At 60.3% G+C, this 25,919-nt stretch carries 25 protein-coding genes; 16 read left to right on the top strand and 9 right to left on the bottom strand.

The window, feature by feature from the left end; all coding sequences use genetic code 11:
- Positions 1-65 precede the first annotated feature (65 nt).
- The 3 genes from mazG to QMK54_RS23880 all read left to right on the top strand — a co-directional run bounded on the left by mazG (position 66) and on the right by QMK54_RS23880 (position 2,604).
- Complete coding sequence (gene mazG, locus QMK54_RS23890; protein ID WP_110657518.1) at positions 66-899, top strand: nucleoside triphosphate pyrophosphohydrolase; 834 nt, start codon at positions 66-68, stop codon at positions 897-899.
- A gap of 28 nt (positions 900-927) precedes the next feature.
- Positions 928-1,470, top strand: a complete 543-nt coding sequence (locus tag QMK54_RS23885) for a DUF2058 domain-containing protein (protein ID WP_110657520.1) — start codon at positions 928-930, stop codon at positions 1,468-1,470.
- A gap of 186 nt (positions 1,471-1,656) precedes the next feature.
- Positions 1,657-2,604, top strand: a complete 948-nt coding sequence (locus QMK54_RS23880; RefSeq protein WP_223594736.1) for a hypothetical protein — start codon at positions 1,657-1,659, stop codon at positions 2,602-2,604.
- 60 nt (positions 2,605-2,664) lie between these two features.
- Here QMK54_RS23880 and QMK54_RS23875 read toward each other — a convergent pair whose 3' ends face one another.
- From QMK54_RS23875 to QMK54_RS23850, 6 genes are all read right to left on the bottom strand, one after another.
- Positions 2,665-2,853 (bottom strand): hypothetical protein, encoded by a 189-nt coding sequence (locus QMK54_RS23875; protein WP_110657524.1) that lies wholly within the window; start codon positions 2,851-2,853, stop codon positions 2,665-2,667.
- Between the two features lie 356 nt (positions 2,854-3,209).
- The gene (gene fabB, locus QMK54_RS23870) at positions 3,210-4,430 is read right to left on the bottom strand and encodes a beta-ketoacyl-ACP synthase I (RefSeq protein ID WP_007974551.1); all 1,221 of its coding nucleotides are present in this window, start codon (positions 4,428-4,430) and stop codon (positions 3,210-3,212) included.
- A gap of 11 nt (positions 4,431-4,441) precedes the next feature.
- On the bottom strand, positions 4,442-4,957 hold the full coding sequence (gene fabA, locus QMK54_RS23865) for a 3-hydroxyacyl-[acyl-carrier-protein] dehydratase FabA (RefSeq protein WP_003227150.1): 516 nt from the start codon (positions 4,955-4,957) through the stop codon (positions 4,442-4,444).
- Between the two features lie 247 nt (positions 4,958-5,204).
- Positions 5,205-7,106 (bottom strand): ATP-binding protein, encoded by a 1,902-nt coding sequence (locus QMK54_RS23860; protein WP_110657526.1) that lies wholly within the window; start codon positions 7,104-7,106, stop codon positions 5,205-5,207.
- Positions 7,103-8,023, bottom strand: coding sequence for an ABC transporter substrate-binding protein (locus QMK54_RS23855; protein WP_223593641.1), 921 nt, complete (start codon positions 8,021-8,023; stop codon positions 7,103-7,105). Before QMK54_RS23855 ends, QMK54_RS23860 begins: the two co-directional genes overlap by 4 nt.
- Before the next feature lies 1 nt (position 8,024).
- On the bottom strand, positions 8,025-10,148 hold the full coding sequence (locus tag QMK54_RS23850; protein WP_320401457.1) for a TonB-dependent receptor plug domain-containing protein: 2,124 nt from the start codon (positions 10,146-10,148) through the stop codon (positions 8,025-8,027).
- 195 nt (positions 10,149-10,343) lie between these two features.
- Here QMK54_RS23850 and QMK54_RS23845 point away from each other — a divergent pair, with 195 nt between their 5' ends.
- The 10 genes from QMK54_RS23845 (at position 10,344) to QMK54_RS23800 (ending at position 19,099) form a co-directional block, all read left to right on the top strand.
- Positions 10,344-11,369, top strand: coding sequence for an NAD(P)H-dependent glycerol-3-phosphate dehydrogenase (locus tag QMK54_RS23845; protein ID WP_110657532.1), 1,026 nt, complete (start codon positions 10,344-10,346; stop codon positions 11,367-11,369).
- Positions 11,370-11,400: 31 nt separating this feature from the next.
- The gene (locus QMK54_RS23840) at positions 11,401-11,748 is read left to right on the top strand and encodes a DUF4389 domain-containing protein (protein WP_110657534.1); all 348 of its coding nucleotides are present in this window, start codon (positions 11,401-11,403) and stop codon (positions 11,746-11,748) included.
- Entirely contained in the window at positions 11,745-12,197 is a 453-nt protein-coding gene (gene sixA / locus QMK54_RS23835) for a phosphohistidine phosphatase SixA (RefSeq protein ID WP_110657536.1), read from the top strand. Before QMK54_RS23840 ends, sixA begins: the two co-directional genes overlap by 4 nt.
- Before the next feature lie 198 nt (positions 12,198-12,395).
- Positions 12,396-14,063 (top strand): AMP-binding protein, encoded by a 1,668-nt coding sequence (locus tag QMK54_RS23830; protein ID WP_110657538.1) that lies wholly within the window; start codon positions 12,396-12,398, stop codon positions 14,061-14,063.
- Between the two features lie 32 nt (positions 14,064-14,095).
- A complete protein-coding gene (locus QMK54_RS23825) occupies positions 14,096-14,539 on the top strand; it encodes a hotdog fold thioesterase (protein WP_110657540.1) in 444 nt (147 codons plus the stop codon).
- A 252-nt stretch (positions 14,540-14,791) separates the two neighbouring features.
- Complete coding sequence (locus QMK54_RS23820; protein WP_110657542.1) at positions 14,792-15,598, top strand: alpha/beta fold hydrolase; 807 nt, start codon at positions 14,792-14,794, stop codon at positions 15,596-15,598.
- Positions 15,595-16,449 carry an alpha/beta hydrolase gene (locus QMK54_RS23815; protein WP_110657544.1) on the top strand — a complete coding sequence of 285 codons (855 nt, stop codon included), beginning with the start codon at positions 15,595-15,597 and terminating at the stop codon, positions 16,447-16,449. Before QMK54_RS23820 ends, QMK54_RS23815 begins: the two co-directional genes overlap by 4 nt.
- A gap of 50 nt (positions 16,450-16,499) precedes the next feature.
- Entirely contained in the window at positions 16,500-17,159 is a 660-nt protein-coding gene (locus QMK54_RS23810) for a glutathione S-transferase family protein (RefSeq protein WP_110657546.1), read from the top strand.
- A gap of 8 nt (positions 17,160-17,167) precedes the next feature.
- The gene (locus QMK54_RS23805; protein ID WP_320401456.1) at positions 17,168-17,974 is read left to right on the top strand and encodes a DUF4892 domain-containing protein; all 807 of its coding nucleotides are present in this window, start codon (positions 17,168-17,170) and stop codon (positions 17,972-17,974) included.
- Positions 17,975-18,043: 69 nt separating this feature from the next.
- Positions 18,044-19,099 carry an AI-2E family transporter gene (locus QMK54_RS23800; protein ID WP_110657550.1) on the top strand — a complete coding sequence of 352 codons (1,056 nt, stop codon included), beginning with the start codon at positions 18,044-18,046 and terminating at the stop codon, positions 19,097-19,099.
- Between the two features lie 182 nt (positions 19,100-19,281).
- Here QMK54_RS23800 and QMK54_RS23795 read toward each other — a convergent pair whose 3' ends face one another.
- Both QMK54_RS23795 and QMK54_RS23790 read right to left on the bottom strand, forming a co-directional pair.
- Positions 19,282-20,331: a sensor histidine kinase gene (locus QMK54_RS23795; RefSeq protein ID WP_110657552.1), complete on the bottom strand. Its 1,050-nt coding sequence runs from the start codon at positions 20,329-20,331 to the stop codon at positions 19,282-19,284.
- A complete protein-coding gene (locus QMK54_RS23790) occupies positions 20,331-21,089 on the bottom strand; it encodes a response regulator (protein WP_110657554.1) in 759 nt (252 codons plus the stop codon). Before QMK54_RS23790 ends, QMK54_RS23795 begins: the two co-directional genes overlap by 1 nt.
- Positions 21,090-21,384: 295 nt before the next feature.
- Between QMK54_RS23790 and pyrF the strand changes: the two genes are divergently transcribed.
- Positions 21,385-22,083 (top strand): orotidine-5'-phosphate decarboxylase, encoded by a 699-nt coding sequence (gene pyrF, locus QMK54_RS23785; protein WP_320401455.1) that lies wholly within the window; start codon positions 21,385-21,387, stop codon positions 22,081-22,083.
- Positions 22,084-22,223: 140 nt separating this feature from the next.
- Here pyrF and QMK54_RS23780 read toward each other — a convergent pair whose 3' ends face one another.
- Positions 22,224-23,228, bottom strand: coding sequence for an NADP-dependent oxidoreductase (locus QMK54_RS23780; protein ID WP_110662289.1), 1,005 nt, complete (start codon positions 23,226-23,228; stop codon positions 22,224-22,226).
- 236 nt (positions 23,229-23,464) lie between these two features.
- Between QMK54_RS23780 and QMK54_RS23775 the strand changes: the two genes are divergently transcribed.
- Both QMK54_RS23775 and QMK54_RS23770 read left to right on the top strand, forming a co-directional pair.
- Entirely contained in the window at positions 23,465-24,226 is a 762-nt protein-coding gene (locus tag QMK54_RS23775; protein ID WP_110662290.1) for an SDR family oxidoreductase, read from the top strand.
- Positions 24,227-24,486: 260 nt separating this feature from the next.
- Positions 24,487-25,872, top strand: a complete 1,386-nt coding sequence (locus tag QMK54_RS23770) for a PLP-dependent aminotransferase family protein (RefSeq protein WP_320401454.1) — start codon at positions 24,487-24,489, stop codon at positions 25,870-25,872.
- Positions 25,873-25,919: the final 47 nt, after the last annotated feature.

The following is a 25,919-nucleotide window of genomic DNA, read 5'->3' as shown; positions in this document are numbered from 1 at the left end:
CCTGGCCTACCGCTTTCGCGAGCAAGCCCGCTCCCACAGGGTTTTGTGGTGAGACAGAAAAAATGATGTACAGCCTTGAAGACCTGTTGCACCTCATGAACCGCCTGCGCGACCCGCAGTACGGTTGCCCGTGGGACATCAAGCAAACTTACGCCACCATCGTCCCCCACACTCTGGAAGAGGCCTACGAAGTCGCCGACGCCATTGAGCGCGGTGACTTCGATCACTTGCAGGGTGAGTTGGGCGACCTGCTGTTCCAGGTGGTTTATTACAGCCAGTTGGCCCGCGAAGAGGGTCGCTTCGAGTTCGCCGGTGTGGTCGACAGCATCACCCGCAAGCTCATCCGCCGTCATCCCCACGTGTTTCCCACCGGTGACCTGTACGCACCGCTGGATGTCCCCCGCCTGAGTGAAGAGCAGGTCAAGCAGCGTTGGGAAGAGATCAAGGCCGAGGAGCGTGCGCAGAAGTCGTCGGCACCCGAGCAGTTGTCGTTGCTCGATGACGTCCCCGCTGCACTACCTGCACTGTCGCGCTCGGCAAAATTGCAGAAGCGCGCAGCGCAGGTTGGCTTCGACTGGCCGGACGCCTTGCCGGTACTTGATAAAGTGCGTGAAGAGCTCGATGAAGTCCTTGAGGCCATGTCGGAAAACGATCCCGAGGCCGTGGCCGACGAGATCGGCGACCTGCTGTTTTCCGTGGTCAATCTGGCGCGGCATCTCAAGGTTGATCCGGAAACCGCACTGCGTGGCGCCAACGGCAAGTTTGAACGACGCTTTCGTTTTATCGAACAGGCATTGCGCGACACCCGCCGTCCCATGGAAGATTGCACCCTCGAAGAGTTGGACGCCTTGTGGGGCGAAGCCAAACGTCAGGAAAAGAATTTGCCCAGCTGCGGTTGAGCAGTAGCCTAAGTGAGTAATAAGCACCATGAGCATTTCCCTTCGCGACCAGTTGCTCAAAGCAGGGCTGGTCAACCAGAAGCAGGCCAAGCAGGTCAGCAAAGACAAGCAGAAACAACAACGCCTGGCCCACAAAGGCCAGATCGAGCTGGATGATTCCCAGCAGCGCGCGGCTCAGGAAGCCATGGCCGAGAAGGTCAAGCGCGACCAGGAGCTCAACCGCCAGCAGCAGGAAAAGGCTGAAGCCAAGGCCCGTGCCGCCCAGGTCAAGCAATTGATCGAAGCGACGCGCCTGCCCAAGCTGACGACCGAGGATTACTACAACTTTGTCGACGACAAGAAGGTCAAGCGCCTTTCGGTCAACCCCCTGATGCGCAACAAGCTCAGCAACGGTTCGCTGGCGATCGTCCATCATGCCGGCGGCTATGAAGTCATCCCCCGTGAAGCCGCGCTGAAGATCCAGGAGCGCGACCCGCAGCGCATCGTGCAGATGAACGTGAAGACCGAAGAGGTCAGCGTCGAAGACGATCCGTACGCGGCGTACCAGATTCCTGATGACCTGATGTGGTAATCGATTTGATGTCCTAGCAGGCTTACATGTTTGCTAGTACTTTTCATGATTTATACATTGAGCCCGAATGATCGTGTCGATACGATCTTTCGGGTTTTCTTTTTCCAAAAATAATCTTTCTTTATAAAGATGTTTGTGCTCGGAGAAAACAAATCGAATAAACTTTAGTCTCCAAGGATGGGATAAATGTTTGTAAGTATCGCTTCGTTACGCCAGCCAACTTTCAAGTCGCAGCTTTCACAGTCACGACCGCACGATCAATCCATTGGCGATTATCTGGACGATGAGCTGGTCGCTCGTGCCGAGCTTGTGCGCCGAAAAATCAAGATCGCCGCAAAAGCCGCTCGCGAGGATCATGGCGCAACTGCTTGTGTTTTTTTTACCCTGCCGGAGTTCTTCTGGAACATTCCCTGGCGCGAGGTCCGCAGCGAAGAGGAACTCCATGAGCTGAACTCTGCCTATCTGGAGAAGGTGCCTGGGTGTATAGCTTTATTGATGACTGAACTGCCAGTGGAGCGCTATGGCAAGATCGTATTGCTCGCGGGAAGTTGCGCGACACTCATCAAGGTTGGAGAGGGTGAGTCGAGTTATTATGACGTTATTAATTACTTGCTGGCGATCACCAATAAAGAATATGAAGCCGATAGGCCGTTGATGTCGATGTGGCCAAAGCGCCATGTATCCGGTATCGACTTCGGCAGCCACCAGGCTTCGGATAGGGAGTATTGGCTGTTTAAACTTTCCGAAGGGGTCGAAGTGAAGGTGAAGAAGCTCAGCAGTGTGCGGGCAGAACACAGTTACTTTGGTGGTTATGAAGGGAGGTTTATCAACAGTCTCGTCAATGGCTGCCCTTTTGCAATCAACTTGTGCTTGGATTACTACAGTCTGAAAGAAGGCGAGCGCGATACTCAAGTTGAACTGAGCGAGGCAAAAATCGATTTCCTGATCGCGTGCGGCATGGATTTCGATTACGCCAAGCGTCACCCGTCATCGCTGCAGTTTTCGATCCGCAATGACGGAATGGGCGATGGGGAGGTCGAGGTGGTCAGGCTTCAAGCGGGCTGGATTGTTGAAAGTGTCCCTTCGGTGCTGATCGATGACAACCTTCATTTGACGTTGATCGAGGTTGACTGATTCGGCTTGCAGCCTGCCCGCCAAGAAGAGGGCAGGCTGCGCGGTGCTGGAAGTCTGTGTTCAACCGGTTGCAAGTTCGCGTTTGCGCTCGAGCGTTTCCAGTTCGGCCTTGTAGTCTTGCGCATCGGTCTCGGAATGGAACATCCCGACCAGCAGGTCTTGTTGATGCACGTCCCAGATCCGGATGCCGGCGGCTACACCCTCGTGGGATTTATGTGAATCGTCGCGTTCAGTTACTTTTACAGTCATCTGCTAGCTCCAATCTCTGTTATCTGCAGCAAGGCGTGTGCAGGCCTCTGTTATAGAGTTTGGTAGCTTGCTAAGTAAACGCTTCGATTTGGAAACAGACTTTTGCAAAATTGGAGAAAATCCCGCAGCCCGCTAAACACGTGACATTCGGTCGCAGGCTCCTGGGTTTCATGACAAACGTTTCATGTTCAGACACCACCTGTAGGAGCCGGCTTGCTGGAGATGGCGTCCTTGAAAATGCCATCGCCAGCAAGCCGGCTCCTACGAAAAGCGACACTGGCGCCATGTTTTTGAGGCATAAAAAAAACGCCCCGAACCAGTCGGGGCGTTTTCATGTGTGGCTCAGCAGCGGGAAATTACTTGCCTTCCCAGCGCTTCAGTACCAGCGTGGCGTTGGTGCCACCGAAACCGAAGCTGTTGCTCATCACGGTGTTGATGGTGGCGTTCTCGCGGGTCTTGGTCAGCACCGGCAGATCGGCCACTTCAGGGTCCAGCTCGTCGATGTTGGCGGAACCGGCGATGAAGTTGCCTTCCATCATCAGCATGCAGTAGATCGCTTCGTGAACGCCGGCGGCGCCCAGGGAGTGACCCGACAGGCTCTTGGTGGAGCTGATGGCCGGAGCCTTGTCGCCGAACACTTCACGCACACCTTTCATTTCCGCGACGTCGCCGACCGGAGTCGAAGTGCCGTGGGTGTTCAGGTAGTCGATCGGGGTGTCGACGGTGGAGAGCGCCTGCTGCATGCAGCGGATCGCGCCTTCGCCGCTCGGGGCAACCATGTCGTAGCCGTCGGAAGTCGCGCCGTAGCCAACGATTTCCGCGTAGATCTTCGCACCACGGGCCAGAGCGTGTTCCAGCTCTTCAACCACGACCATGCCGCCACCGCCGGCGATGACGAAACCGTCACGGTCAGCGTCGTAGGCACGGGAGGCTTTTTCCGGGGTGTCGTTGCGCTTGCTGGACAGGGCGCCCATGGCGTCGAACAGGAACGACTGGCTCCAGTGCTCTTCTTCACCGCCGCCGGCGAAGACGATGTCCTGCTTGCCCATCTGGATCTGTTCCATGGCGGTACCGATGCAGTGAGCACTGGTGGCGCAGGCAGAAGCGATGGAGTAGTTCAGGCCCTTGATCTTGAACGGAGTGGCCAGGCACGCCGAAACGGTGCTGCTCATGGTCCGCGTTACGCGGTATGGGCCGACGCGCTTGACGCCTTTCTCGCGCAGGATGTCCAGCGCTTCCATCTGGTTCAGTGTCGATGCGCCACCGGAACCGGCGATCAGGCCGGTACGCGGGTTGGACACCTGCTCTTCGGTCAGGCCGGAGTCGGTGATGGCGTCTTTCATGGCCAGGTAGGCATAAGCTGCCGCGTGGCCGACGAAGCGATAGATCTTGCGATCGATCAGTTCTTCAAGGTTGAGGTCAATGGAGCCGGAAACCTGGCTACGCAGACCCATTTCGGCATATTCCGGGTTGAACCGGATGCCAGGGCGGCTTGCACGCAGGTTAGCGGAGACGGTCTCTTTGTCATTGCCCAGGCAAGAAACGATGCCCAGACCAGTGATAACGACGCGGCGCATGCGGATAACCCTTAGAAGTTGTCAGTGGAGGTGAACACGCCGACCCGGAGGCCTTCGGCGGTGTAGATTTCGCGACCGTCGACAGTCACCGAACCGTCGGCGATGGCCAGGTTCAGCTTGCCCTTGAGGACGCGCTTGATATGAATGTTATAGGTGACTTTCTTGGCGGTCGGCAGGACCTGGCCGAAGAATTTCACTTCGCCCGAACCCAGCGCACGGCCACGGCCCGGCAAACCTTGCCAGCCCAGGAAGAAACCGACCAGTTGCCACATGGCGTCGAGGCCCAGGCAGCCTGGCATCACCGGATCGCCTTCGAAGTGGCAGGCGAAGAACCACAGGTCCGGATTGATATCCAGCTCGGCGACCAATTCACCTTTGCCGTACTTGCCACCTTCTTCGCTGATCAGGGTGATGCGATCAACCATCAGCATGTTCGGGGCGGGCAGTTGCGCGTTACCTGGGCCGAACAGCTCACCGCGACTGCAGCGCAGCAGGTCTTCCCGGGTAAAGGCGTTTTGTTTGGTCATGCGAGCTCCTCAATAGTCCCATGCGGCAGGTGGGGCAAATCTTCCCGGCCGATCGAAGCGTTCATGCCTCGAACCGGCAGCCTACTCATAGACTATTGCGTTGTGGTGAAAGTCACAGCACCAAGGACATGAATGTACACTTGTGCACTGAAATTATTATTCAAGCCCCTTTTCGGGCCTGTACGGGTGCCTAAGACTGCCGCACTTTCGCCTTTCACGCCAGTCACAGATGGTCGAAAGGCCTGTTCTACTGCACCCATCGTTGCAGAATTTGCTGCAGATCAGTGCGTTTGAAGGGCTTGGCCAGGTAATCGTTCATCCCCGCCGACAGACAGGCTTCGCGGTCGCCCTGCAAGGCGTTGGCAGTCAGGGCGATGATCGGCAGGTCGCTGCAACCGGGCAGCTTGCGGATCAGTCGGGTGGCTTCATAGCCATCGATGATCGGCAAGCGGCAATCCATCAGGATCGCCTCGAAAATCAGACTCTCGGCGCTGCGTACCGCCTGGGCTCCGTCGGCGACGACACTGACCTTGAAGCCCAGGCTGCGCAACATGGCTTCGATGACCGTCTGGTTGACCGGGTTGTCTTCGACCAACAGCACATTGCGTCCTTCGCCGTCGCTGTTGCCGGTTTGCGTGCGGGGAGGTAACTGCGGCTGTGTCTGTTGGTGCAGCGCCAGGGGGATTTCCAGGGTGAACACCGAGCCGCGGCCTTCTTCACTCTGCGCGCGCAGGGTGCCGCCCATGCGTTCGGCGAGGGTGCGGGCAATCGGCAGGCCCAGCCCGGTGCCGCCGTAGCGCCTGGAAATGGAGCTGTCGGCCTGCTGGAACGCGTCGAACATCAATTCCAGGCTTTGCGCCGGGATGCCGATGCCGCTGTCGCGCACGGTGCAGGTGAACCACAGCAACTCGTGGTCCAGCGACTGCCATTGCGCCTCGATGGTGACGCGGCCCCGCTCGGTGAACTTCAGCGCATTGCCGACCAGGTTGACCAGTATCTGCCGGATACGCGTCGGGTCGCCCTTGACCTGCAAGCCTCGCATGTCGTCGGGGATCATCAGTTGCAGGTCGAGGCCGCGTTGTGCGGCGCTGTGCTGGAACGACTGGGCGCAACTGCCGATCAGGTCGGTGAGATTGAACGGAATGTGTTCCAGTTCCAGTTCTGAGCGTTCGATACGCGAGAAGTCGAGAATATCGTTGATGACCTTGAGCAAGTGCTCGGTGGATTCGGAGGCCAGCGCCGCGTACTCCACCTGCTCCTCGGTCATGTCGGTGGTTTCCAGCAACTGCAGCATGCCCAGTACGCCATTCATGGGCGTGCGCAGTTCATGGCTCATCATGGCGAGGAAGTCGGATTTGGCGTTGTTGGCCTTTTCCGCTTCTTCGCGGGTCTGGATCAACTGCGCCATGGCCTGATGCTGTTCGCGGCTGGCCTGCTCGAGACCGCTGGCGAGGTTGTTGATGTGTTGCGACAGCGCCCCCAGTTCGGCGTCATCGACAATGGGCAGCGGTGTTTTGTAGTCGCCGTCCTGAATCGCCTTGACCGCATTGCCGATATCACGGATCGGTTGCGACAGGCTGCCCGCCAGACGCCGGGCCACGAGGAAGGTAAACAGCAGGGCGAACAGCGCCAGAATCGCAGCCTTGAGGACGATTTCCTGCTGGCGACGGCTGAAGGCATCGTTGGACAGGCCGACGATCACCCGACCCAGATAGTCCTCGGTGGGGGCCGCGATAGTGGTTTTGCTGCTCTGGAAAAAGTCATTGTGCAATGCGATTCGCTGGAGCCGGATCGGTGCCTGGAACACTTCGAGCTGTTGCGCGCGGTTGTGGTGTTCGTTCGGTTGTTCGACGTACACCAGAACCCGGTTGGCGCTGTCCTGAATTTCCAGAAAGCTCACGTTGGGCGTGGCCAGCGTCGCCTTGAGCAAGGTTTCGAGCACTTCGTTGTTGCCCGATATCACCCCGTACTCGGTGGCGGGGGCCAGTTGGTTGGCGATCAACTGGCCGGTGTGAGTGATTTCCTGACGCAGATCCTGGATGCGCACGAACGTGAAGAAGCTGATCAGCAACAAGGTCAGCAGCAGGGCAGGGCCGAGGCTGATGAGTTGGGTGCGGGTGTTGATGTCCCAGCGACGGCGCAAGTTCATGGGCGGCGTTCTCCTTCAGCCAGCAATGTGGCGACAGACGCTTCGTTTATCTGCTCGATACCCAAGGAGCGCGCTACTTGCGGGTTGCTCGAGACTTTGAATCGCTGGGGATAATGGGTGCGCGGCCAGGTAGCGGGGGGGCGGTCGAGCAATTCGTTGAGTACCGCCAGCCAATCGCTCTGATCGCTATAGGTGCTGGCCAGGCTCCCGGCCTTGACGAATCCGGCGTTGGGTCCGATCAGCGCCACTTGTCGCGAGTAGCTGCTCAGCAGCAGGTTTTTTGCGGTTTGCGGGTTGTATAGGTCGGCGTCGTCCAGGCCCAGCAACACGTCGCTGTTTTTCAGCAAGGCCTGCAACGGACGACTGTCATGAATGTTGTCCCAGCGCTGGGTGACCACCTCGAGACCCAGGGGAAGGGCGGCCTCACGCAGCTCAGCCAACAGGAACTCACTGTGGTTGTCGTAGAGCACGCCGATGCGTTTGGCCTGGGGCAATAGGGTGTGGGTCAAGCGCAACTGGCGGTCCACGGGTGGATCGCTCCATAGCAGGCAAAGGCGCGCAGGCAGCGTGTTGTTCAAGCGTTGCCGGGCTTGCAGGCGGCTGATGCGCAACACCAGTGTCGCCGGGCCCTCGGCGTCTTGCAGGCGCCAGTCGAGGCTGGGCAGGTCGAGCAGTATCAAGCGGATGTTTTCCGGCAACCTGTCGGGAATCGGCAAACTGGCCAGTGCCTGGAATCGCACGTTATCGTTTGGTCGCAACTCGCTCAAGGCCTGGGTAAACGCCCGCACACCGGGGCTGTCTTCGGCCCCCGTGAGCAAAATATCGGCGGCGTTACCCGCCAGGCTGCTGGACAATAGGCACAACATGGCCAGCAACCGACCCAAGGACGGCATTTTCCAGGCCGGGCGATACCGCATCCTAAAGCTCCAGCTCCGCGCTCAAATACATCACGTGGCGCTGGTCATAATTGTTGTCGTTGAAGGTGGTTGGCTGATTATCCAACCGTTGCTGGAGCACCCCGGCCAGTTCCAGGCTGGCCTTTCCCAAGGCGATGCGTTTGGCGATGCGCGCGTCGACCCGTTCGAAGCGGTAGCCGTTGAGCGCGTCATCGCCATAGTAGAAAAGCGCACTGTTCCATCCTTGTCCCCAATCCCTCAGCCATCCGGCCGAACCGCTGTTGCGTGCGGTCTGCCTGGCATCCAGCGGGTTGCTGGCGTCGGCATCGACGTAGGCATAGGTCAATCGCAGGCGATCGAGGCTGCCGACACGCCAGTCCAGCTGGGTTTCGGCTCCCGAAAAACGCTCTTTATTCGCATTGCTGGCGATGTACTGATTGTTGCGCAGCGGTTCGCTGATCATCCCAGTGATTTCGTCGTGGAACAGCTTCACGTCGAGTGCCAGGCCGGTTTCGGGGAAATAGCCGTTGTAGCCCAGCTCCCGGGAGCGCATGTGCTCTTGATCGAGATCGCCGGGGCCACGGGTCTTGACGAAGTAACGGGCACTGGACTGGCCAAAGGCACCGGGCCTGAGGTTGGTGACCTGATAACTCCAGTTGACGTTGTTCTCGAACATGTCCGGCGAACGGATGGCTTCGGAGTACACCGCACGCAAGCCGTGGCGTGGGTTGATCAGGTAGTTGACCGCCACGCGGGGTGTCAGCGAGCTGCCGATCAACCGGGTGTCCTCGAACATGGCGCCGCCTTGCAGCAACCAGTGTTCGCTGGCACGCCACTCGAACTGGCCGAACACGCGCCAGATCGTGTCATCGAGAGTGCCATTGAAGTAGGTCTCGGAATCCGCCCGGTCGTAACGATAGTTTATCCCGCTGACCAGTCGCAGGTTATCGGCAAGGCTCAGGGTGTCCTGCAGTTCGAGGTCGTAGCGCGATTCCCGGGTGCTCTGGTCGATGTCGCCGCACAGGGTCTGGCTCGCGCCGTTACGCCATTGATCGAGAACCTGGTTGGCCAGTGCCTGTTCGGTGGGTGTGCCGGCAGGCGCGCCCGTGCCGATGAAACGCGTGATGTTGCGGGCCAGCCGTTCGGTGTAGTTCGGATTCAATTGCCAGAGTTCGGTCAGTTGCGGGCTGAACGATACTTCGGCGTCGCAGGCGCGCCAGGTTTGCTGGCGATCCCAGTGTTGGGCCGAACCCTGGATATAAAGGCTGTGATCGGGATTGATGTCCAGGTTCCAGCGCAACGAGCCGGCGTAGTCCTTGGCGGTGACGTCGGAGTCGTCGCCCGCGCGAGTAATCCCCGGGAACACCGGCCGGTAGGTATAGGGCCGCTGGTTGGTGCCGTCCTTGGCATTCAATTGCCAATCCAGGCTTTGCCGTTCGTCGAGGCTCTGGCTGACAGCGAGGTTGAATCGATCGAGGCGACGGCTGTCATGGTAATCAGCGCCGGTGCGGTCGGTGTCGAAGCCATCGTCTTGCTGGCCGGACAGGGACAGGCGCATATCGCCATCCGCCCAGCCCACTCCCTGGCTGGCGTAAAAGTCGTTGATGCCGCGTTGGCCCCGGGTGACCTTCATGCGTGTGCCGTGACTGTCGGCAGGCCGCCGGGTAATGATGTTGACCACGGCCATCAAGGCATTGGCGCCATAGCTGACGGTATTCGGCCCACGAAAAACCTCGATGCGTTCGATGTCTTCCATGGCCACCGGAATGTCGCTCCAGTCGACGGTGGCCAGGCCGGCGCGATACACCGAGCGCCCGTCGATCAGCACTTGCATGCGCCGCGCTGCAGTTGCATTGGTTCCGTGGTAGTTCACCGCCGCCTGATTGCCACTGATGTTGCCGACCATCATTCCCGGCACCAGACGTAGCAGCTCGCTGATGTCGCGGGCACCACTGGCGTGGATCAAGGCGCTGTCGACCACCGTCATGCTTCCCGGAACGGCCGCCGGCGACTGCTTCAGGCGCGTGGCCGTGAGCACTTGCGGCAGCGGTTCGCTGTCCAGGAACAGGTCGTCGGCCAGCAATGGCGAGCTGAAAACCAGCGCCAGGACCAGAGGCGAACGCGGTGAAGGAGCACCCGGAGACACAACACATCCCTGTCAGTGATTGTTGGCGCGCATGTTAACCGAGCCGAGTGACTTTTCCATTCGCGATGTCCGCATTTTCCTCGGCTTTGTTGGTCTTCTTCCTACGGGTGCCGGTATTTGACGTCGGGGCTGGCCGCCGATGGGCTGCCCCGTATAATGCCGACATCGCCACTGGTATGGATTAACGGATTGCATATGACTGAACAGCGCCCGATTGCGGTCCTGGGAGGCGGAAGTTTCGGAACCGCCGTGGCTAATCTGCTGGCCGAGAATGGGCATCAGGTCTTGCAATGGATGCGTGACCCGGAACAGGCCGAGGCCATTCGGGTCAATCGCGAGAACCCGCGTTACCTCAAAGGCATCAAGATTTTGCCTGGCGTCACGCCGGTCACCGATCTGCAAGCCACCCTGGATACCTGTGACCTGTGTTTCGTCGCATTGCCTTCCAGCGCGCTGCGCTCGGTGCTGGTGCCGCACGCCGAACGCTTGACTGGCAAATGCCTGGTGAGCCTGACCAAGGGCATCGAAGCCCATACGTTCAAGCTGATGAGCGAGATCCTCGAAGAGATCGCGCCGCAAGCGCGTATCGGTGTCCTGTCCGGACCCAACCTGGCCCGTGAGATCGCCGAACATGCTCTGACCGCCACGGTGGTCGCCAGTGAAGACGAAGAACTGTGCCAGCAGGTTCAGGCCGCGCTGCACGGCCGTACCTTTCGTGTGTACGCCAGCGCCGACCGTTTCGGCGTGGAGCTGGGCGGGGCGTTGAAAAACGTCTACGCGATCATTGCCGGCATGGCGGTGGCGCTGGGCATGGGCGAAAACACCAAGAGCATGCTGATCACCCGGGCATTGGCGGAAATGACCCGCTTCGCGGTCAATCAGGGCGCCAACCCGATGACCTTCCTGGGCCTGGCGGGCGTGGGCGATCTGATCGTGACCTGCTCGTCGCCCAAGAGCCGTAACTATCAGGTCGGGTTTGCCCTCGGCCAGGGCCTGAGCCTGGACGAGGCTGTCACCCGCCTGGGCGAGGTCGCCGAAGGGGTCAACACCCTTAAAGTGCTCAAGGCCAAGGCCCAGGAGGTTGGCGTGTACATGCCGCTGGTCGCCGGGCTGCACGCGATCCTGTTCGAAGGGCGCACGTTGGAACAGGTCATCGGTCTGTTGATGCGTGGCGAGCCGAAAACCGACGTCGACTTTATTTCCACCAGTGGTTTCAACTAACCACACTTGCCAGAAAAGCAGGGAGTTGCGCATGAACGATCCAAAAGTAGAAGCCAAATACGAGTCCATCCTCCTGCGCGCGTTGTGGATGATCGTCTTCGTGCTGGTGTGGCAAGTGGCGCAGTTCATCCTCGGCGCTGTCGTGCTGGTGCAGTTGATCTATCGTTTGTTCTATGGCGCCCCGAGCGCCAGCCTGATGAATTTCGGCGACAGCCTGAGCCAGTTTCTGGCGCAGATCGGTCGTTTCGGCAGCTTTCACAGCGACCAGAAGCCTTGGCCGTTCGCCGACTGGCCGACGCCACGTACGCCGGAAGGTGAGGCGCCGCATGTCGTGGCGCCGGCACCGCATCCGGCCCGAGATGAGGAACCCAAACTATGAAACTCTGGGTATTGCGTCATGGTGAAGCCGAGCCATACGGCACTCGAGCCGATTCCGAACGGGCACTGACCGACCACGGCCGCAAGGAAGTGTTGAGCAGTGCGGCGCGGTTGATGGGTCAGCCGTTGACGGCGATCTATGCCAGCCCCTACCTGCGTGCACAGCAGACGGCGCAACTGGTGCGCGAGGCATTGGGCTTCGAGCCCGAGATCCGCACCGTAGAGTGGCTGACCCCGGAAACCGACCCGGACAAAGTGGCCGAGCAACTGGTATCGGTGAGTAACGTCCTTTTGGTCAGCCACAACCCGCTGGTAGGGCATTTGTTGAGTTACCTGCAACATGGTGCCGGGCATCCGCCGGAAAAAGTCAGCACCGCCGGGTTGGCCGAACTCAAAGGCGATGAGTTACTGGTCGGGTCGATGAAGCTCGACAGCATCAAGCACCCTTAGCGCCGCTTTTCTGTGGGAGCGTGGCTTGCCCGCGAAGGCATCGACTCGGTTTACCTGATAAACCGCGGAGCCTGCATCGCGGGCAAGCCACACTCCCACAGGTACGCCATACCCCGAAAGTTTTGTACGAAATAGTCAACCAAGCACTTGCTTGGTTGACTACGCTTGCTCCAGACCAAAATCACAGGAGCGAGTCGCATGTCTGCTGCTTTTCGTTTGCCACTGGACGTTTTCTACGAGCGTGAGGCCCGTCATCCCCGCCAGCGCTTTTTGGTCCAGCCTGTCGGAGGCGGCCAGGTCGAGACCTTGACCTGGGCGGACGTCGGTCATCAGGCCCGTTGCGCGGCCCATTGGTTGCGAGCGCGGGAACTGCCGCAGGGCAGCCATATCGCCCTGATCTCGAAGAACTGTGCGCACTGGATCATTGCCGACCTGGCGATCTGGATGGCTGGGCACGTTTCAGTGCCGTTGTACCCCAATCTCACGGCCGAGTCGGTTTCCCAGGTGCTTGAACACTCGGAAGCGGCGCTGGCGTTCATCGGCAAGCTCGACGACTGGCCAGGCATGTCCCGGGGCGTCAGCCCCGACCTGCCGACCATCAGCCTGCCCCTGCATCCTCCGGGTACGTTCGATTTCAGTTGGGCGGACCTGCAACGCAGCTCGCCGATCCAGGACGATCCCAAACCTGCCGCCGATCAACTGGCAACCATCATCTACACCTCCGGCACCACCGGCCTGCCCAAGGGCGTCATGCACAGTTTTGGCAACCTGGGGTTTGCCACCACCCGCGGCACGTCGTTGTTCGGTCTTAACGAGTCTGACCGGCTATTGTCCTACCTGCCGCTGTGCCACGTTGCCGAGCGGATGTTCGTCGAACTGGCATCGATCTATACAGGCCAGACGGTGTTTTTCGCCGAGAGCCTGGACACCTTTCTCACTGACCTGCAGCGTGCGCGCCCGACCGCACTGTTTGGCGTGCCGCGTATCTGGACCAAATTCCAGATGGGCGTGTACAGCAAGATCCCGGCAAAACGCCTGGACTTCCTGCTCGGCCTGCCGATCATTGGCAAACGGGTCGGGCATAAAGTCCTCGCCGGGTTGGGGCTGGATGCTTTGCGCATTGCGCTGTCCGGCGCTGCACCGGTGCCGCAGACCTTGTTGCTGTGGTACCGCAAATTGGGCTTGGACGTGCTGGAGGTCTACGGCATGACCGAGAGTTGCGGTTATTCGCACATCTGCATGCCGGGACAGAACAAACCAGGCTGGATCGGCAAGCCGTGCCCGGAAGTCGAAGTGCGAATCGCCGAGAGCGGGGAGGTGATGGTACGCAGTGGCGCCACCATGCTCGGTTATTTCAAGGAACCTGAAAAAACCGCCGACACCATTACCGAGGACGGCTTCCTGCGCACCGGCGACAAGGGTGAGGAGGACGCCGAAGGCAATCTGCGCCTGACCGGACGCCTGAAGGAAATCTTCAAGACCAGCAAAGGCAAATACGTGGCTCCGGCACCGATTGAAAATCGCCTGGCCGTGCATTCACGCATCGAACAGGTCTGCGTGGTGGGCGATGGCTTGAGTGCGCCGCTGGGGTTGTGCGTGTTGTCGGCGGTCGGCCAGCAGGATGCCGGCGGGGCTGCGCGCGCCGGCTTGCATTCCAGCCTGGAAAAACTGCTTGAAGAGGTCAATGGCGCCCTCGACAAGCATGAGCGACTGCGGCGCCTGGTGGTGGTCAAGGACAGTTGGGCCGTGGAAAACGGCTTCCTCACCCCGACCTTGAAGATCAAGCGCAATGTGATCGAAGCGGCTTACGGTGAGCGCTTTGAAGAATGGAGCGAGCGCAGCGAAGCGGTGCTGTGGCAGGATTGATCCACGAACAAAACCAACAAGGAAACTCTGCGATGAGCCTGTGGCGCACCCTCCCAAACATCGAGCAGTTGAACGCAATCCAGAAAAATACCATCGGCGAAGTGCTGGACATCCGTTTCGAGGCCTTCGACGACGAGTCCCTGACCGCCAGCATGGTCGTCGATCACCGCACCCATCAGCCTTACGGCTTGCTGCATGGCGGCGCTTCGGTGGTGCTGGCCGAATCGGTCGGTTCGATGGCCAGCTACCTGTGCATCGATGCCAGTAAATTCTATTGCGTGGGCCTGGAAATCAACGCCAACCATTTGCGCGGCCTGCGCAGCGGGCGGGTGACGGCGGTGGCAAAGGCGATCCACATCGGCCGCACGACCCATGTCTGGGACATTCGGTTGACCAGCGATGAGGGCAAGGCCAGTTGTGTGTCGCGGCTGACCATGGCGGTAGTGCCGTTGGGAGAGAATCCGCCAGCGCGTTAAACAGGGGGGAGTCGCAGCCTGAAGATGCTCTTGTGGCGAGGGAGCTTGCTCCCGCGGGGCTGCCCCAATAGCTTTTACGACGGCTGCGCAGTCGGGCGCGAGCAAGCTCGCTCGCCACACAAGCTTGTTCAACGGTGACTTTGGCCACATGGCTTTGACCGGACTGTCACCCTTCCTGTCAGTTACGGTCATTGCTGTAGGACGCGGTCTTGCGGACAATCAACGCCTGTTCTCGCTCATGGATTTGCAGGTATGTCGCAACAGATCTTTTTCGCCCACGCCAATGGATTTCCTTCGGGGACCTACGGCAAGTTGTTTGCGGCGCTGGCACCCGAGTTTCAGGTGACGCATCTGGAGCAGCACGCCCACGACCCGCGTTTCCCGGCGGACGACAATTGGTACAACCTGGTGGATGAGCTGATCCATCACCTGCAACAACAGGCTGAGCCCGTGTGGGGCGTCGGTCACTCCTTCGGTGGCGTGTTGCACCTGCATGCGGCTTTGCGTTGCCCTGAGTTGTATCGCGGGGTGGTGATGCTCGACTCGCCAGTGCTGACCCGGACCGATCGATGGGTCATCCGGGCGGCCAAACGCTTCGGTTTCATCGACCGCTTGACGCCGGCCGGGCGTACCCTGGGCCGCCGTGAAGAGTTCGCCGACTTGGACAGCGCGCGGAAATATTTCGCCGGTAAAACCCTGTTTCGCGGCTTCGACCCGGAGTGCTTCGATGCCTACCTGCAACATGGTTTGCACCGGGTCGACGACAAGCTGCGCCTGCGGTTCGACCCGGCCACGGAAATCAGCATCTATCGCGGCGTGCCGCACACCAGCCCGGGCAGCACCCGGCAGTTGCGGGTGCCGCTGGCGGTGGTTCGCGGGCACAGCAGCCGCGTGGTGATGCGCCATCACGCCAGTTCGGTCGACCGCCTGCCATTGGGTGAGTCGTTGACCATGCCCGGCGGCCACATGTTTCCGCTCGAACGTCCCCTGGATACCGCTGAAATGCTCAAAGGCCTGTTCCATCGCTGGGACGGCCGTCGACAACAGGATTGCGCATGAGCCACGTCGTCGAAGAGGTCCGCCTGAGCCTGCCGCACATCGAACTGGCGGCGCACCTGTTCGGTCCTGAAGACGGATTGCCGGTCATTGCCCTGCATGGCTGGCTGGACAATGCCAACAGCTTTGCCCGTCTGGCACCCAAGCTCAAAGGCCTGCGCATCATCGCGCTGGACATGGCCGGTCACGGTCATTCCGGGCATCGCCCGCCAGGCGCCGGTTACGCCATGTGGGACTATGCCCACGATGTGTTGCAGGTCGCCGAACAGCTTGGACTGCGCAAGTTTGCGTTGATGGGGCATTCGATGGGCGCCATTGCTTCGCTGATCATCGCCGGGTCGATGCCCGAGCGAGTCACTCACCTGGCGTTGATCGACGGCATCATTCCTCCTACAGACAAAGGTGAAAATGCTGCCGAGCGAATGGGCATGGCCCTGCAGGCGCAACTGGATCTGCGGGAAAAGCGCAAACCGGTCTACGACACCCTCGACCGAGCCATCGAGGCGCGCATGAAGGGCCTGGTGGCGGTCAGTCGCGAGGCCGCTGAACTGCTGGCGCAGCGTGGCCTGATGCCGGTGCCGGGCGGCTACACCTGGCGCACCGACAATCGCCTCACGCTGCCATCGCCGCTGCGTCTTACCACCGAACAGGCCATGGCCTTCGTCCAGCGGATCAAGTGTCCTGCAACGCTGGTGTTCGCTGCCGACGGCATGCTCGCCAAACACCCGGAATTGCTGGAGCGTCTACCCTTTAGCCGGGAACAGCTGCCAGGCGGCCACCATTTGCATCTCAATGACGAGTCCGGTGCAGATCTTGTCGCAGACTGTTTCAATCGGTTCTTCGCCATTCCTTGACTTGTGCCGGGCAACTGTCGAGGCTTGGCGGGTTGAAAAGGGAGACAACCATGATAGATCTCTACACCGCTGCGACCCCGAATGGCCACAAGGTCTCTATCGTGCTCGAGGAACTCGGCCTGCCCTACACGGTGCATGCCTTGAGTTTCGACAAAAAGGAGCAGAAGTCCGCGGACTTCCTCAAGATCAACCCCAATGGCCGGATTCCGGCGATTGTCGACCGCGCCAACGGCGATTTTGCCGTGTTCGAATCCGGCGCCATCCTGATTTACCTCGCTGAACAGACCGGCAAGCTGATGCCTTCCGATCCGAAGGGTCGTTCGCTGGTATTGCAGTGGCTGATGTTCCAGATGGGAGGTATCGGCCCGATGCAAGGGCAGGCCAACGTGTTCTTCCGCTACTTTCCGGAAAAACTCCAGGGCGCCATCGACCGCTATCAGCATGAAACCCGTCGCCTCTACGAAGTGCTCGATACGCGTTTGCAAAGCGTGGAGTTCCTCGCCGGCGAGTACAGCATTGCCGACATCGCCACCTTTCCCTGGGTGCGTGGTTACGAGTGGTCGGGCGTCTCGGTGGAGGGCTTGACGGCGTTGCAACGCTGGATGGCCACCCTGGAGGCCCGGCCGGCGGTGCAGCGGGGTCTGCAGGTACCGCAACGTGCCGATGAAGCCAGTGTCATCAAGGGCGCCCAGGCCATGCTGATCCGATGAGTCTATCCATGCGTTCATTCAGTTTGCTGGTGCTGTGCGGTTTCAGTCCCTTGTTGTTCGCCGCCGATGTTCCGGGCAGTCAGGACCTCCCGATAGTGCCGCGCATGGTCGATGCCCAGATTGTCGACTATCGCCCTGCCGCCGAACTGGAGCGGAACTACCCCTTGGGCTCGATCCGCAAGATCAGTGGCCAGTTGCGTTTCGACGGTCAGGTCAGTGCCCGCGGCAACGTCACTTCGGTGACCTACGAGTTGCCACCGGAGCATTCATCCATCGAGGCGTTCACCGCTGCCCGCGAAGCTTTGCAACAGCAGGACGCCGGACTGCTCTTCTGGTGCCAGGCGCGCGATTGCGGCGAAAGCAGCCTCTGGGCCAATGAAGTCTTCGGCAACGCCAAGTTGTACGGTGCCGACGATCAACAAGCCTATTTACTGCTGCGACTTGCCGCACCACGGGATAACACGCTCGTCGCGCTGTACAGCATCACCCGCGGCAATCGCAAAGCCTACCTGCATGTCGAGCAGTTCGACGCGTCGGCACCGCTGGGCGAGTTGTTGCCCACCTCCGCGACCTTGCTGCGTGAACTCAAGAGCACCGGTGAGCTCGATTTTTCCACATTGAACAGCGCACCTGACGAAACCTGGCTACGCCTGATTTCTCGCGGACTGAATCTGGACACCACCTTGCGGGTCAGTATTTCCGGAGCCAACGCCGAAGCCTGGCGTCAGGCCCTGGTTGGCCAGGGTGTGCGTGCCGCCCGGATGGAAACCGGCAGCGCCGAAGGCTCTGGCCTGCACATCGAGCTATTGCGATAGGCTGTACCGGGCGAACGTGTACGCTGCGTTCGCCTACTCTTTTGTTGACTGACTTTTTCGAGACATTTGATGATCAATAATGATCGCCTGTTGGTGCAGATCCTGCTCGTGGTGCTGTTTGGCGCGAGCTTCTGGGTGATGGCGCCGTTCTGGTCGGCGATGTTCTGGGGCGCGGTCCTGGCATTTGCCAGTTGGCCACTGATGCGCTTGTTGACCCGATGGCTCAACGGCCGCGAGTCTCTGGCGGCGGCATTGCTGACGCTGGGCTGGATGGTGCTGGTTGCGGCGCCGCTGGTGTGGCTGGGTTTCAACCTCGCCGACCATATTCGCGATGCCACGGCATTCATCAAGGATGCGCAGGTCGAGGGGCTACCGGAAGCACCGGTGTGGCTGGGTTCGATTCCCCTGGTGGGCGAGCGGTTGGTAGGGATCTGGAACAGCATCGATGAGCAGGGCGCGGCGATGATGGTGTCGCTCAAGCCTTATCTGGGGCAGGTGGGTAACTGGTTGCTGGCGCGCAGCGCGCAGATCGGCGGCGGTATTCTCGAGCTGACCCTGAGCATCGTCTTCGTGTTCTTTTTCTATCGTGACGGACCGCGCCTGGCGGCGTTTGTCCACACTTTGCTGGAGCGGCTGATCGGTCAGCGGGCCGGTTACTACATTGAACTGGTGGCGGGCACGGTACAGCGGGTGGTGAACGGTGTGATCGGCACTGCGGCGGCCCAGGCGATCCTGGCGCTGATCGGGTTCCTGATTGCCGGTGTGCCGGGAGCGTTGGTGCTCGGTATCGTGACGTTCATGCTCAGCCTGATCCCGATGGGCCCGCCGCTGGTATGGATTCCTGCGACCGCGTGGCTGGCCTGGAAAGGCGAATACGGGATGGCCATATTCCTCGGGATCTGGGGCACATTCGTCATCAGCGGTGTCGACAACGTGCTTAAACCGTACCTGATCAGCCGTGGCGGTAACCTGCCGCTGGTCATCGTGCTGCTTGGGGTGTTTGGCGGGTTGATTGCCTTTGGTTTTATCGGCCTGTTCATCGGCCCGACATTGCTGGCGGTGGCCTACAGCCTGTTGATCGACTGGAGCAAGACCCAGGCGCGGGTTGAAGATCGCCGGCCCTGAGATTTGCATTGGGTTTCAGGACCTCTTCGCGAGCAAGCCCGCTCCCACACTGGATTTGTGATCGACACAGATTGGTGTGGGAGCGGGCTTGCTCGCGAAGAGGGAGTGTCAGTCGACGAAAATATTGTCTGGCACACCGCTTTCGCGAGCAAGCCCGCTCCCACAATGGGCCGGTGTGGCTTTCAGGCGCGGGGCAGGCGAATCACCGCCGTCAGGCCGCCACCTGGGGTTTCTTCCAGTGTCAGCTGTCCGCCCATTCGTTGCGCGGCTTCGCGGGCAATGGTCATGCCCAGGCCAACGCCGCCGGAGTTGCGATTGCGCGAGCCTTCAAGGCGAAAGAAGGGTTCGAATACGGCTTCACGTTGCTCCGCGGCGATACCCGGGCCATGATCGATGACCCGAATCACCAGCTGTTCACGATGGTCTTGCAGGGTAATCAGTGCCTGTCCGGCATAGCGCAGGGCATTGTCCATCAGATTGTTGATGCAGGAACGCAAGGCCATCGGTTGCACTTGCAGGGGGGCACAGTGGCCGCTGGCCTGGACGTTCGCGCCCTGGTCCTGGGCATTTTCGCTCAGGGACTCCACCAATGCCTGCACGTCCATCCACTGCGCAGCTTCGCTGGTGCGCTGTTCATGCAGGTAGGTGAGGGTGGCGTCGAGCATGTTGATCATGTCGTCGAGGTCTTGGCGCATCTGGCCTTGCAGCTTGTCGTCGTCGATCTTCTCCAGCCGCAGCTTGAGCCGCGACAGTGGCGTGCGCAGGTCGTGGGACACTGCGCCAAGCATGCGCGAGCGCTGCTTGACCTGTTCCAGGATGCGCCGCTGCATTTTGTTGAACGTGTGCGCCGCTTGGCGTGCTTCCCGTGGCCCGGATTCTTCCAGTGGCGGGCTGTCGAGGTTTTCGCTCAGGCGCTCGGCTGCGTCACTCAGGCGCTGGATCGGCCGGCTGAGCAGTTTGGCACCGTACCAGGCGGCAATGATCAGCGAGACCAATTGAAACGTCAGGGGCACCAAGGGGCCGCCGAACCACGGCCGTGGCGGCCGCTTCTCGAAGCGTGGGTCCAGTGGCGGACGTGGCCCGTCCAGGCCTTCGGAAAACTCCGGAGGCGGCGGAGGTGGCGGCGGGCCGTAATGGTGAAACCAGGCAAAGGCCAGCAGGTGCGCGAGGATAATCGCCAGCAGCAGCACGCCAAACAGGCGGCCGAACAGCGTATCGAAGCGCCCGCGCATCAGCCGATGTCTCGGGCATCGAACAGGTAACCCTCGCCGCGAACGGTCTTGATCAACTGCGGAGCCTTGGGATCGTCGCCGAGTTTCTGGCGCAGGCGCGACACCAGCAGGTCGATGCTGCGGTCAAAGGCTTCAATCGACCGACCGCGGGCGGCGTCCAGCAGTTGTTCACGGCTGAGCACGCGGCGCGGACGTTCGATAAATACCCAGAGCAGGCGGAATTCGGCGTTGGACAGCGGCACCACCAGGCCATCGTCGGCAATCAGTTGGCGCAGCACGCTGTTCAGGCGCCAATTGTCGAAGCGAATGTTCGCGCGCTGTTCGCTGCGGTCATCGCGTACCCGACGCAGGATGGTCTGGATCCGCGCCACCAGTTCGCGGGGTTCGAACGGCTTGGCCATGTAGTCGTCGGCGCCGAGTTCGAGGCCGATGATCCGGTCGGTGGGTTCGCAGCGGGCGGTGAGCATCAGGATCGGGATGTCCGATTCGGCACGCAACCAGCGGCATAGCGACAGGCCGTCTTCACCGGGTAGCATCAGGTCGAGCACCACCACGTCGAAATGTTCCGCCTGCATCGCCTGGCGCATCGCGGTGCCATCGGTGACGCCGCTCGCGTGGATGTTGAACCGGGCCAGGTAGTCGATCATCAATTCGCGGATCGGGACGTCATCGTCGACGATCAGGGCGCGAATGCTCCAGCGTTTGTCGTCACCGGGCGTTTTTTGATCGTCGTTCACGGGTGCTTGGGTGTTGTGCATGCGTGCATTCATCTGCCAGATAGGCTGCCAACCACAAAGATAGGCTGCGAGGTTGTGGTTCCAGCATAGGCGTCCGGCCCGGAGGCGGGAAGTGCTGTTGTAAGGACCTGTTGCGGTTGCCGAGGGTAGCGGGCCTGGGTGTTGAAGGCGTGTCGTGTGTGTATCGAACTCGACACAATCGCCTCAAGGGCTAGTCTTGCCGGAGCGACGCGACGATTTACCGATCATCGGGTCCCGCAGCGGCGCTGGTTCCGCTACAATGCGCGCCGATTTCGACTTGCCTGAGAGCCCACTCATGTCCGCCTGCCAGACTCCTATCATCGTCGCCCTGGATTTCCCTACCCGTGACGCCGCACTGAAGCTGGCCGATCAGTTGGACCCGAAGCTGTGCCGGGTCAAAGTCGGTAAGGAGCTGTTCACCAGCTGCGCCTCGGAAATCGTCGGCACTCTGCGCGACAAGGGTTTCGAAGTGTTCCTGGACCTCAAGTTCCACGACATCCCGAACACCACCGCGATGGCCGTCAAGGCCGCTGCGGAAATGGGCGTGTGGATGGTCAACGTGCATTGCTCCGGTGGCCTGCGCATGATGGCCGCGTGCCGTGAAGTGCTGGATCAGCGCAGCGGTCCGAAGCCACTACTGATCGGCGTGACCGTGTTGACCAGCATGGAGCGTGAAGATCTGGCGGGTATCGGTCTGGACATCGAGCCCCAGGAGCAGGTGCTGCGCCTGGCCGCCCTGGCGGAAAAAGCCGGGATGGACGGCCTGGTGTGCTCGGCCCTGGAAGCCCAGGCCCTGAAAACGGCGCATCCGTCGCTGCAACTGGTGACCCCGGGGATTCGCCCGGCGGGCAGCGCGCAGGACGATCAGCGCCGCATCCTGACCCCGCGTCAGGCGCTGGATGCCGGTTCCGACTACCTGGTGATTGGCCGTCCGATCAGCCAGGCGGCAGATCCGGCGAAAGCCTTGGCCGACGTTGTGGCCGAACTCGCCTGATCAAACACCGCACAACCCAATGTGGGAGCGGGCTTGCTCGCGAAGAGGGCGTGTCAGTCAACGAAGAGTTTGTCTGACACACCGCATTCGCGAGCAAGCCCGCTCCCACAATTGGTTTTTGGGTTGTTTCAAATATCGGGTTAGACCTTCAGCACCAACTTCCCGAAATTCTCGCCATTGAACAATTTCATCAGCGTCTCCGGGAAGGTCTCCAGTCCTTCGACAATATCTTCCTTGCTCTTGAGCTGCCCCTTGGCCATCCAGCCGGCCATTTCCTGTGCGGCGCTGGCGTATTGGGCGGCGTAGTCCATCACCACAAAACCTTCCATGCGCGCGCGGTTGACCAGTAGCGACAGGTAGTTGGCCGGTCCCTTGACCGCTTCCTTGTTGTTGTACTGGCTGATGGCACCGCAAATCACCACGCGTGCCTTCATGTTCAGACGGCTCAAAACCGCGTCGAGAATGTCGCCACCGACGTTATCGAAGTACACGTCGACGCCTTTCGGGCACTCGCGCTTGAGGCCGGCGAGGACGTCTTCGCTCTTGTAGTCGATAGCGCCATCGAAACCCAGTTCATCGACCAGGAACTTGCACTTGTCCGCACCGCCGGCGATGCCGACGACACGGCAGCCTTTGATCTTGGCGATTTGCCCGGCGATGCTGCCCACGGCGCCGGCCGCGCCCGACAGCACCACGGTGTCACCGGCCTTCGGAGCGCCGACGTCAAGCAGGGCGAAGTACGCCGTCATCCCGGTCATGCCCAGCGCCGACAAGTAACGTGGCAGGGGGGCCAGTTTCGGATCAACCTTGTAGAAACCTCGCGGCTCGCCGAGGAAAAAATCCTGCACGCCCAGGGCGCCGTTGACGTAATCCCCGACCGCGAACCCTGGGTTGTTCGACGCAATGACTTTGCCCACGCCCAAGGCGCGCATGACTTCGCCGAGCCCGACCGGCGGGATGTAGGACTTGCCCTCATTCATCCAGCCACGCATGGCCGGGTCCAGGGACAGGTATTGGTTTTCGACCAGGATCTGACCTGCCGCCGGCTCGCCGACCGGTATTTCCTGATAAGTGAATGTCTCGCGGGTCGCCGCGCCCACCGGACGTTTGGCGAGCAGGAATTGGCGATTGGTCTGGGAAGTCATGGCAGGCGCTCAAGTTGAATGAAGCTTTGTTGATAGCCGGTCAGCGACGATGCCGCAAGTTCGGCTGATGCGGCGAATGCACGTTGATCCAGTGCAGTGATAGTTGGTACGGCAGTTCCATCACTGCAACTCATGGGGGCTCAACCGGAGTCTTGATAGTGCTGCCGTGTTCAAGATATCCATGGCTAGACTGGCCCCATGCGATTCCCGGCTTTCTTCTCTTCGAGGACATAACAATGAGCATGACGTTTTCCGGCCAGGTGGTCGTAGTGACAGGCGGGGCGGCCGGTATTGGCCGTGCGACCGCCCAGGCATTTGCCGCCGAGGGCCTTAAGGTCGTAGTGGCCGATATGGACACTGCGGGCGGCGAGGGCACGGTGGCGCTGATTCGTACGGCCGGTGGCGAAGCGACCTTCGTGCGCTGCAACGTTTCTCTGGAAAACGATGTAAAAAATCTGATGGATGAGGTGATCAACACTTATGGTCGCCTCGACTATGCCTTCAACAACGCCGGCATCGAAGTCGAGAAAGGCAAGCTGGCTGAAGGTACGCTCGACGAGTTCGACGCGATCATGGGCGTCAACGTCAAAGGCGTCTGGCTGTGCATGAAATACCAGTTGCCGTTGCTGCTGGCGCAAGGGGGCGGCGCGATCGTCAATACGGCATCGGTAGCCGGCCTTGGGGCAGCGCCGAAAATGAGCATCTATGCAGCCTCCAAGCATGCGGTGATCGGCCTGACCAAGTCGGCGGCCATCGAGTACGCGAAGAAAAAGATCCGGGTCAACGCCGTGTGCCCGGCGGTGATCGACACCGATATGTTCCGTCGCGCTTATGAGGCTGATCCGAAAAAAGGCGAATTCGCCAACGCCATGCATCCGGTCGGTCGCATCGGCAAGGTCGAAGAGATCGCCAGCGCGGTGCTGTACTTGTGCAGCGATGGTGCGGCGTTCACCACGGGGCATTCGTTGGCCGTGGATGGTGGTGTCACCGCGTTTTAAAACGAAGCACCGATACCAGGTGCGGGAACCTGTGGGAGCGGGCTTGCTCGCGAAGGCAATCTGTCAGTTGATACATCAGTTGACTGATACACCGCTTTCGCGAGCAAGCCCGCTCCCACTTTTTTTGGGTTTCCGCTAAAGGACCAGGCAATGTGTTTCAAATGATTAGATCGAACGGTTTTGGCGGCGTTGTCGCACATGTCTTCGAACACTCCTGTGATTAACTGCTTTTCGCAAAATCAACAGGAGTTTGCTTGCTCATGGAGTTGAGAATCGATCGACAGGCGCTTGTGCCCGTCGTACAGCAAATTGTTGACGCACTGACCTGCTGGCTTCACTCCAGCGGGGTATCGCCCGGTACGCGCCTGCCTTCGGTGCGACAGATTGCGCGGATTAATTTGCTCAGTCAGTTAAGCGTCGTTCAGGCCTGCGAACGCCTGGTGACGCAGGGGATGCTGGTGTCAGGTCATGGGGCCAGCTATACGGTTGCCGCCCCGGCTTTGATCGCGAGCGCGAAGCACGAGCCTGTGTGGATTGAGGGAGCTGAGCCCGAACATGGGCCCTGGTCGGGTGAGTTGAGGCTGGGCTGTGGCGGGTTGCCTGAAAGCTGGCGCGAGACCGACGATCTGATTTACGCGATTCGGCAGGTCAGTCGTACCGATACGGCCAGCCTGTTCAACTACAGCACGCCGCTGGGTTTGCCAGCCTTGCGCCAGCAGATACTCAAGCGCCTCAGGCAACTGGATATCCCGGCGCAGGAAAACCGGATCATGACCACGGCAGGTGCCAGTCAGGGGCTGGACCTGATTGTGCGGACACTGTTCAAGGCCGGCGACTGTGTGGTCGTGGAGAGTCCCGGCTATCCGGTGTTATTCGATCTGTTCAGGCTACACGGCATCCATATGGTGAATGTGCCGCGAACACCGCGTGGGCCGGACGTGGACGTACTCGAATCGTTGCTGGTCAAACACCGGCCTCAGGGGCTGTTGATCAATAGCTTTTATCACAACCCGACCGGCAGCAGCCTTGCACCGGTGGTGGCGCGCCGCGTGCTGCAACTGGCCAAAACCTTTGACGTGCAGGTGGTCGAAGACGACGTTTATGCGGATCTGCGCAGTGGTTCCGGTACACGTCTGGCTGCGCTGGACGACAACGTGATTTATGTGGGCAGCTATTCCAAAACCCTCAGCAGTTCCTTGCGGGTCGGTTTCGTGGTGGCCGGTGCCGCAGTCACTATGCGTCTGGCCGAGGTCAAGATGATCACTGGCATGGGGGCCTCACGATTTTGCGAGTCGGTGCTGGCCTGCCTGTTGGCAAACGGTGCCTACGGCAAACTGGTGCAACGCCAGCGCCAACGCTTGAACAACGACCGGCGGGTGGTGTTGCAAATGCTCGAGGATGCCGAATGGGAAATTTTCGGCAAACCGGCGGGAGGCCTGTTCATTTGGGCGCGATCAAGAATGGCCGACTACGATCAGGTGCGCACCCAGGCACGTCGCCTGGGTGTGCTGCTGTCATCGAAGACCGCCTTCAACTCCTCGGGTGGGGCCAGCGACTGGCAGCGTATCAACGTGGCCTATGCCTGCGACCCGCGTGCCCGTGCGTTCTTTCAGGCCACTGCCCGGGATCGACCTCAAGCGTTCTGAAAACGACGTGGGCGTAGCTTTTTGCCATTATTCCGGCGCCAGAGCCT

It is taken from the genome of Pseudomonas sp. P5_109 (assembly GCF_034009455.1).
Taxonomy (GTDB): domain Bacteria; phylum Pseudomonadota; class Gammaproteobacteria; order Pseudomonadales; family Pseudomonadaceae; genus Aquipseudomonas.
The sequence above is the reverse complement of the archived record's forward strand: the minus strand, read 5'-3'. Positions and strand labels throughout refer to the sequence as shown.